The sequence below is a fragment of the Rhodococcus yananensis genome, assembly GCF_020515525.1.
GTDB lineage: Bacteria > Actinomycetota > Actinomycetes > Mycobacteriales > Mycobacteriaceae > Rhodococcus > Rhodococcus yananensis.
The window spans coordinates 1-7,776 of sequence record NZ_JAIYEP010000122.1; the positions used below are offsets into that span (position 1 = coordinate 1).

The 7,776-nt window shown below is 65.4% G+C and carries 8 protein-coding genes; 3 read left to right on the forward strand and 5 right to left on the reverse strand.

Translation table 11 applies throughout. The annotated features are described in order from the left end of the window. Nucleotides 1–68: 68 nt before the first annotated feature. The 3 genes from LDQ05_RS18730 to LDQ05_RS18740 form a co-directional block, all read right to left on the reverse strand. A complete protein-coding gene (locus tag LDQ05_RS18730) occupies nucleotides 69–419 on the reverse strand; it encodes an ArsR/SmtB family transcription factor (protein ID WP_226438468.1) in 351 nt (116 codons plus the stop codon). 91 nt (nucleotides 420–510) lie between these two features. Further along, a complete protein-coding gene (locus tag LDQ05_RS18735; RefSeq protein WP_226438462.1) occupies nucleotides 511–1,554 on the reverse strand; it encodes a cytochrome P450 in 1,044 nt (347 codons plus the stop codon). A 175-nt stretch (nucleotides 1,555–1,729) separates the two neighbouring features. After that, the gene (locus LDQ05_RS18740) at nucleotides 1,730–2,971 is read right to left on the reverse strand and encodes an MFS transporter (RefSeq protein ID WP_226438463.1); all 1,242 of its coding nucleotides are present in this window, start codon (nucleotides 2,969–2,971) and stop codon (nucleotides 1,730–1,732) included. 23 nt (nucleotides 2,972–2,994) lie between these two features. Between LDQ05_RS18740 and LDQ05_RS18745 the strand changes: the two genes are divergently transcribed. Further along, entirely contained in the window at nucleotides 2,995–4,521 is a 1,527-nt protein-coding gene (locus LDQ05_RS18745) for an FAD-dependent monooxygenase (protein ID WP_226438469.1), read from the forward strand. On the opposite strand, the gene LDQ05_RS18750 is transcribed toward LDQ05_RS18745, so the two are convergent. Next, entirely contained in the window at nucleotides 4,501–5,157 is a 657-nt protein-coding gene (locus LDQ05_RS18750; RefSeq protein WP_226438464.1) for an HAD family hydrolase, read from the reverse strand. The genes LDQ05_RS18745 and LDQ05_RS18750 overlap by 21 nt on opposite strands. Continuing rightward, nucleotides 5,154–6,203, reverse strand: coding sequence for an AfsA-related hotdog domain-containing protein (locus tag LDQ05_RS18755; RefSeq protein WP_308013278.1), 1,050 nt, complete (start codon nucleotides 6,201–6,203; stop codon nucleotides 5,154–5,156). The genes LDQ05_RS18750 and LDQ05_RS18755 overlap by 4 nt, the downstream gene beginning before the upstream one ends. A 158-nt stretch (nucleotides 6,204–6,361) precedes the next feature. Between LDQ05_RS18755 and LDQ05_RS18760 the strand changes: the two genes are divergently transcribed. Both LDQ05_RS18760 and LDQ05_RS18765 read left to right on the forward strand, forming a co-directional pair. After that, nucleotides 6,362–6,622, forward strand: coding sequence for a hypothetical protein (locus tag LDQ05_RS18760; protein WP_226438466.1), 261 nt, complete (start codon nucleotides 6,362–6,364; stop codon nucleotides 6,620–6,622). Nucleotides 6,623–6,846: 224 nt separating this feature from the next. Beyond that, a partial coding sequence (locus LDQ05_RS18765) for an IS1380 family transposase (protein ID WP_226438467.1) occupies nucleotides 6,847–7,776 on the forward strand: 930 nt, incomplete at its 3' end.

Genomic DNA, 7,776 nt, shown 5'->3' on the forward strand with positions numbered 1-7,776 from the left:
GCCCCGCACCGCAAGGTGCGGGGCCTCCTCGGTGGTGGATCGACCCACCGACCGTTCGACGGTCGGGGCTAGCCCGCTTCCTTCGACGTCGAGGTGGCTCGTGATGCCCGATCTGCTGCGACGATCTGATCGAGCAGGCCCGGGAACGCGGTCTCCAAGTCGTCACGGCGTAGGCGCGTCATCCGGCCGTTGCCGACGTCTCGCTGCCAGACGAGGCCGGCAGTCCGCAGCACCTTGAAGTGGTGCGTGCGCGTCGACTGTGCCCACGGCAGCCCGAACACGCTGCAGAATTGTTCCGTATCGTCGGGCTGCTCTGCGAGCTGCACGATGACGCTTCGACGGTTCTCGTCGGAGAGCGCGTTCAGAATCTTCGACAGGTCGAACTCGTCGAGGTCAGGGTGACCATCCTTGTCAGCCATGACGACCACGTCCCTTTCCCAACACTCCGGTACCTACGACTCTCATGTTACCTACTGAATGCGCAATTGGTTGCATTCTGCTGGTCGGCGCCTACGCGGTCACCGGCAGGTTGAACGGCCGGTGGACGAGAACGCCGGTGTCCCATTCGATGCTCTCCGGACTAGCCGCCAACCGAAGGTCGGGCAGGCGCGTGGTGAGGGCCGCCATGGCTTCGATGATCTCCATGCGCGCCAGTGCTGACCCCATGCAGTGGTGCATTCCGTACCCGAACTGCAGGTGACGCTTGCCGTCGCGTGAGGTATCGACCTGCCACGGCTCAGGGAACACCTCGGGATCGCGGTTCGCCTCGTGGGCATCGGCGTAGACGGTCTCGCCTTTGTGGAGCGTTCCACCCGGGAACTCGATGTCGCGTGAAGCGATGCGCGGGAAGGTGGAGATCCGGCCGAGGGGGAGGAGCCGCAGGAGTTCTTCGACCACAGAGGGGATGGACTCGGGGCTGCGGGCCATCGTCTCCCACAGCCGGTGTTCGACGAGCGCGGTGTAGACGATCTTGGACAGCACCGACAGCACGTTCTGGTCGCCGCCGACGAGCGATCCGAGAAGTGTCGCGGCGTACTCGGCGTCGGTGACGGGCGGGTCGACCGAATCGCGGGCGTCGAGGAGGTCGCGGATCAGACCTGCGTTCAGTGCACGTCGGCCGGCGACGAGGTCTTCGAGGTAGTGGTAGAGCAACCAGAAGTCCTCGAGGAGTCGGGGGACGTCGACGTCGTGGGCCAACTGCATCTGGCGGGACAGGTGCCGGAATGTCGGGATGTCCTCCGGCGGGATGCCGAGGTAGTCGGCGTTGACCCCGATGGTCAGCGGGTCCAGGAAGTCGACCATGAGGTCCATGGTGTCGCCGTTGGCAAGCTGGCCGGCGAGCTCGTCGAGTGCCGAGTCGGCGCGGCGGCGTACGGCCGGGGCCAGCCCGGCCATGGTGTTCGCGCTGTAGGCGGCGGCCACGAAGCGTTTGAGGCGTCCGTGGTCGGGGTGGTCGAGGTTGAGCAGCATGTCCTCGGGCATGACCGTGGGCAGGAAACTCGGCCCGTCGTCGACGTTGGTGTCGCTCCGGATGAAGGTGGTGTCGGTCAGCACCTGGTGCACGTCGGCGTAGCTGGTGAGGTGGACGGCGGTGTGGCCGGTCGGGAGGGTGACTTGTGGGAGGCCCCCGCTGATGGCTCATCGCGGGTCGTGATCATCGACGGCGGATGGATGTTGGCGACCGTGCGAATGTCGAATCTGACAGCGTTCTCGCGGGTGGGTGCAGACATTACGACTCCTCTGAGGTTCGGTTGTTCTTTCCGCGGACGAGGACGATAGCGAGGGTGAGAGCAACGAGCAGTCCGACGAGACCGACCACGGTGGTGTCGAAGGCGGTGCGGTACACGTCGGGTCGGCCCGGCTGACCGGCTGCGGTGTCGTTTGCTGCGGCACCGGTGAGGTGTTGGCCGACGATCGTGGAGAGCACGAAGGCGTAGCCGGCAACGAAGATGGCTTCGCTGCCGATGCGGAAGAAGTTCAACAGGCCCGCGGCGGTGCCGGTGCGTTCGGCGGGGACGACGGCGAGTGCGTGCCCGTCGACGAGGCCGATCGGCAGACCGAAGCCGAGGCCGAGCAGGATCATCGGGACGATGATCCAGATGATCGAGCGGTCTTCGGAGAGCAGCAGGATTCCGATGTTGCCCAGGATCAGTGCGACGAGGCTGACGTACACCACCGAGCCGACGCTGACTGAGCGGAAGGTGTTGACGAGTTTGGCGACTGCGGTCGGAGCGAGCAGCACCGGGATGGTCATGGCGAGCATCGTCAGGCCGGCGGTACCGGGGCTCATGGACTTGATGCCGCTCAGGGCGGAGGGCAAGTAGGTCAGGAGCGTGACGAAGCCGATCGAACCGGCGACCGGAACCAGGCACATCGCGAGGAACTCGCGGTTTCGCAGGAGCGAGAGGTCCAGGATCGGCGGGCGCTGAACGTCTTCGGGAGCGTTGGGGTTGCTGGCGGGCAGGGTCCGGGACCCGATCGCTGCGAGGGCGAGAACGGCGGCCTGGACGAGGAACACCCCGCGCCAGCCGACGCCGGCAACGAGCAGTCCGGAGATGGTCGGGCCCAGTGCCAGGCCAAGGCCGTTGATGGTGCCGAACAAGGCGAATGCCTTCGTTCGTGCCGAGCCTTCGAAGGCGTTGGACAGCATCGAGCTGGCCCCGGTCAGGATCGCGGCCGCCCCGATGCCGGCGACGATGCGCGCGCCGTCGAGCAGGAGCAGCGATGGGGAGGCAGCGCTGATCACGCTTCCGACGGCAAACAGAACAGCGCCGATCGCGAACGTGGGCCGGTAGCCGATCCGATCGCTGAGCGAGCCCCAGGCGAGAACTCCCAGAGCGAAGGCGACGTTGAATCCGTTGACGACCCACTGCAGTGCGGTGGGTTGCGCACCGAGACTGCCGGAGATCTTGGGCAGGGCGATGGCCGTGCCGGCGATTGCCATGGGCGTGACGAACTGGGCGATGAGCACGATCGGCAGCGTCCATCGGCTTGGTGCCGGCGTCTGCTCCTCGACGGTGGAGACATGCGAAGTGGCGGTCACAAGGCTTCTCACTTTCTAGTAGGTTCGATTGCTATAGTAGCTATCATGCAACTTGTACCTACGCAAGAGGGGTGCGCGACGTGACCGACCCAGCAACCACCGTCGACGTCGCCATCGTGGGAGGCGGACCAGTTGGAATGCTGCTCGCCGCCGAGCTCTCCCAGCACGACATCGCCGTGCTGCTCGTCGAAACCCGAACCGATGTCGACGACCGCCCGCGCGCGGGAACCGTGCACGCCCGCTCCCTCTCGCATCTGGCTCGCCGCGGCTACGTGCCCTCGGTCCCGCCGGCGCAGATCCCAGATGCGGCCGGTTCCGCGCATCGCACACCGTTCCAATTCGCCGGCGTCGCAGGTCTCACCATTAGCGCCCCCGCAGTCGAACCAGCACCGATAGCCGGTATCGGCCAGGCCGCACTGGAAGCGGCCTTCGAACAGCGAGCCCGCGAACAGGGGGCAGACATTCGTCGCGGCAACACCGCCCTATCGGTGACACCCAGCGACGACGGCACGATGGTCGAAGTCCACGCCTCAGACGGCACCACCGAGTACACCGTCAACGCCCGGTACTGCGTCGGCGCCGACGGCCCCCGCAGCCTCGTCGCCGCCTCCGGACACTTCCCGTCCGTCGAGACCCCGGCGACGATGAACGCCATCTCCGGCCTCGCGCACGCAGGCATCGACGGCCCACCGCCAGGCTGGAACTCGACCAGCGACGGTTGGACAATGCACAACCCGAACCCGATCGGCCAGGGCCGGGTGATCGGAATGGACTTCCGCGGACCAGCCCCCGATCGTACGACACCCACCCAAGCCGAGTACCTGACGATGATGACGCAGATCCTCGGCAAGAACCCCGACCTCACCGCGATCTCGCACCTCACGCGATTCAGCGACTACGGCCGGTACCGATCCCAGATGAGAGACGGCCGACTCCTAGTCATCGGCGACGCCGCACACGTCCACTACCCACTCGGCGGACAGGGCCTGAACACCGGAATGCAGGACGCATTCACTCTCGGGTGGCGCCTTGCCGAAGTACTGGCCGGCACCGCCGGCCAGGCGTGCCTCAACAACTGGTCGCGACGCAGGGTCGCCACCGCGGCAGTCGTCGTCGGCAACACCGTCCTGCAGTCACGGATGATGAACCCCGCAATGACCGATGTGCGGGACGCAGTCCAGGCGATGCTCACAGTCCCAGCCATTCACGACGGGTTCTCAGACATGATCTCCGGTCAATTCCAGTCGGGATTTGTCACCGACCTCGCCATCACCGACCAGACCACGCACGAAACGACGAGCCTGGCACGCCTCTTGCGCAGCGGCCGGACAGTCGAACTGCGCACAGACGACGACGCGCCACGGCTGAACGAGAACGATTCCAACAGAATCTCGGTGACCGGCCAGATCTCCCCCGCTCCGCCGTGGCGCGCCGCGCTAATCGCGCCGGATGGCTACCTACGTGACAGTCGCGCCTAACAGTCCCCGCACGTCGGCAACCGCCTGTTCTGCATCGACGAACTGCACCGCCGTCCACCCGGCAGACCGGGCCGATGCACAATTTTCGGCCAGATCGTCGATCAGAATGCAATCCTCCGGGGCGATCTTGTTCCGTCGGGTGGCCAGCGCGAAGATTTCCGGATCTGGTTTACGCACGCCAACTTTGCACGAATCGACGAGATCGGTGATCGCATCGTCCAAGTCGACCATCGCGCGCCAATACGGTTCCCACTCGACCACGTTGTTGCTCAAGATCCCGACGGGAACACCGCGCTCGACCAGCTCAAGGGCGAACTCTCGAACCGGTTCGTTGACGTGGTGCCCAGCGAACCACTGCCGACCAAAATCGAGCTGACTGCGCGACACGTCAATGCCGGGATAGTCCTGGGCGATCACGGCGTGGAGTTTGCGCACCCACGTTCGTTCGTCAACGACGCCGAGTTCGATCGGAGCCAGAGTCGGCATCCCGTACTCGGCGCCGACTGCTGCCATCGCCTCGTGGAGGACGGGCGTCGGAATGCCCGTGCGGTCTGCGTAGCTGTCGAAAAGCTCGTCCAACGGCGGGGACAGCACCCCACCGAAGTCGAACCAGACGAACGATCCGCGTCGACTCACTGGACCATCGTCCAGATGTCGACCGGCATCACCTGCAGGTAGACGCGGCCGGAGGCGATGGACTCCTCACCCTGAGTGATCCGGATCGTCGCGACGAGGGCACCTTCCTCGTTCGGGTCCGCTTCCACCGTCGCCCGCGCGAAGGTATCGATCTCGAACTCGCCGAACTTCTCGAACTTCATCTCCAGGCGGTGCATGACCATCCGGTTCGTGTCGAAGCCCAGGCTCGCGTTCGCTGCCGCCATCGCGATCTGGCGGGCGGCCTCGAACTGCAGCATGCCGGGAACGTGGTCGAGCGCGTGGTCGAACAACGACGGGTGGTTGGTGTCGATGACAGTCAGCGCACTGATCTCCGCACCGCCCTCGTCAATCGTCGGATTCGCCAAGATAGCGTTACGCGGATTGTGGCGACCGACCGCGCCCGGACGCATCCGCGCGACCGGCGCTGCGGCCGGCACCTCGTGGGCATCGGGGAGCCCGAGGCTGTTGCGGCCGCGGCAACGGATCCGGCCCCACACCTCGGGGGGCATCCACTGGAACGCCATCTTCTCGCGGGCCGCGACCTGGCCTTCGATATAAGCGGTCATCTCCAACGTCAGACCGATCACCACCTCGTCGCGCTTCTTCTCCTCGAGGACCTCGGCGGTGATGGTGCAATGCCCGGGACACGAGCCGATCCTGAACGTCTCGCGATCGACGATCTCGAAGTCCGCGGCACCGAAGATGAACTTCTGTGCGCGCTCGACACCGACGAAGGTGTGCGCGTAGTAGATCGCGACCTGCCGGAACACCTCGATCAGCAGCAGCGGATCGTACGTCGTCGCCGTACCGCGGTGGTCGCTGAAGTACGAGTGGTTCCGCGGGAGCTGGGCAGCGAACACTGCGCCACTGCCCGAAGGCTGTGCGTCGGTCAGAAACACCTCTGCGATCGACTCGCGGTGGACGATGTCGCGCGGGATGTTTCGGTCGAAAGACAGAGCTGGTGCTGTTGCGGTCACGGTATTCCCCTTCGGGTTTGGACATGCAAGGTCACGGGCTGTGGACACGTACGTACATACCCATTAGTAGGTTCGTGCTGTGTAGTACCTGCCACACGCATAGTGGCACCACCGGCGATGAGGGCCTGCAATCCAGGAATGCACCGAGGGGAGATAGATCACACCTACCAGCGGGCGTGGACGAAATTGACCCCCAACCAGCACCGATGCTCGCCGGATCGAACACGACGTTGTACGCCAACACCGGCTCGCCCTGGTCGCGTCGGATCAACGCAATCAGCTCCTGGTCCCGCAGCGCACGCTTCGAGGGCGGGCGGGTCTTGAAGACCTGCATCACCAACCACTTCCGTCTTCGCGAACAGAACGTCCCCGCCGAGTACCCGATCGTCCACCGACAACTCGCGGCCGATCCCGAAACACCGAAGAACGTCCGTGCTGGACGTCGTAAGAAGAAGCCCAGCGGCTGACACCTCGACCCGCCCACCGATGACACACGACCGGCAACCGGATCGTGGCTCAACCATGGACTTCCACCACAAACTACGCAGAACGACGTCGTCGGACGCCTAAGCCTGGATGCACCGAACCGGCGGAGATAACCAGCGCGTCGTAACAACGAAATGCCCTGTCGTAGTGAAAGAATTGAACTTCTCACAGAAACAATTCGGCCACCACGAAGGGCATCTCGCAGATGCAACTCTCTCACACCCGACCCGTCACCGCGGCGAGGTTCGACGACGCGAATCTCGTGTCGACCGCCGGACTGGTCCCGATCATGGCCTTGGCTCGCGACAACGGCCTGCTCAGCCTCGCGGACGAGCATCTGAGCGTCCCGACCGACAAGGGCGCCCACGCCGGCCACAAGATCGGATCACTGGTCGCGGGGATGGTCGCCGGCGCCGATAGCATCACCGACATGGCGCTGCTGCGGCACGGGGCGATGGGAACACTCTTCGACCGCCCCTACGCACCGTCGACGTTGGGATCGTTCCTGCGCACCTTCACCTTCGGACATGTCCGCCAACTCGATGCCGTCGCCTCCCGGTTCCTGCGCGGCCTGGCCGCCCGCACCCCGCTGGTGGCGGGTATCGACACCGGGCGGGTGCTGGTCGACATCGACGATTCGATCATCGAAGTGCACGGCCACGGCAAACAAGGCTCCGGGTACGGTTACTCCGGGGTCCGCGGACTGAACGCGCTGATCACCACGGTCACCACCGGCACCGCGGCGCCGGTGATCGTCGGACAACGCCTCCGTAAAGGTGCGTGCGGATCTGCGCGTGGGGCCAGCCGGATGGTCGCCGACACCCTGACCACCGCCCGGCACCTGCGCCGGGCGGCTACCGACCCAGCAGCGCGCACCACGCCGGTAGCAGCGTCGAAACCGCTGGTGCGGGCGGATTCGGCGTTCTACGGGCATCCCACCGTCTCGGCCGCGCTCCGCGGCGGAGCCGACGTATCGGTGACCGTGCGTCTGACCTCGACCATCAAGACCGCGATCTCCTCGATCGGCGACGATGCGTGGACGCCGATCGAGTACACGAATGCGGTCTACGACCAGGACACCGAACGATGGATCTCGGCAGCCGAGGTCGCGGAGATCCCGTTCACCGCGTTCGCT

Bases quoted from the DNA above. Each gene is read 5' to 3' on its own strand.
- LDQ05_RS18760 (WP_226438466.1), top strand. From the start codon at position 6,362: ATGCTCGCCGGATCGAACACGACGTTGTACGCCAACACCGGCTCGCCC.
- LDQ05_RS18730 (WP_226438468.1), bottom strand. From the start codon at position 419: ATGGCTGACAAGGATGGTCACCCTGACCTCGACGAGTTCGACCTGTCG.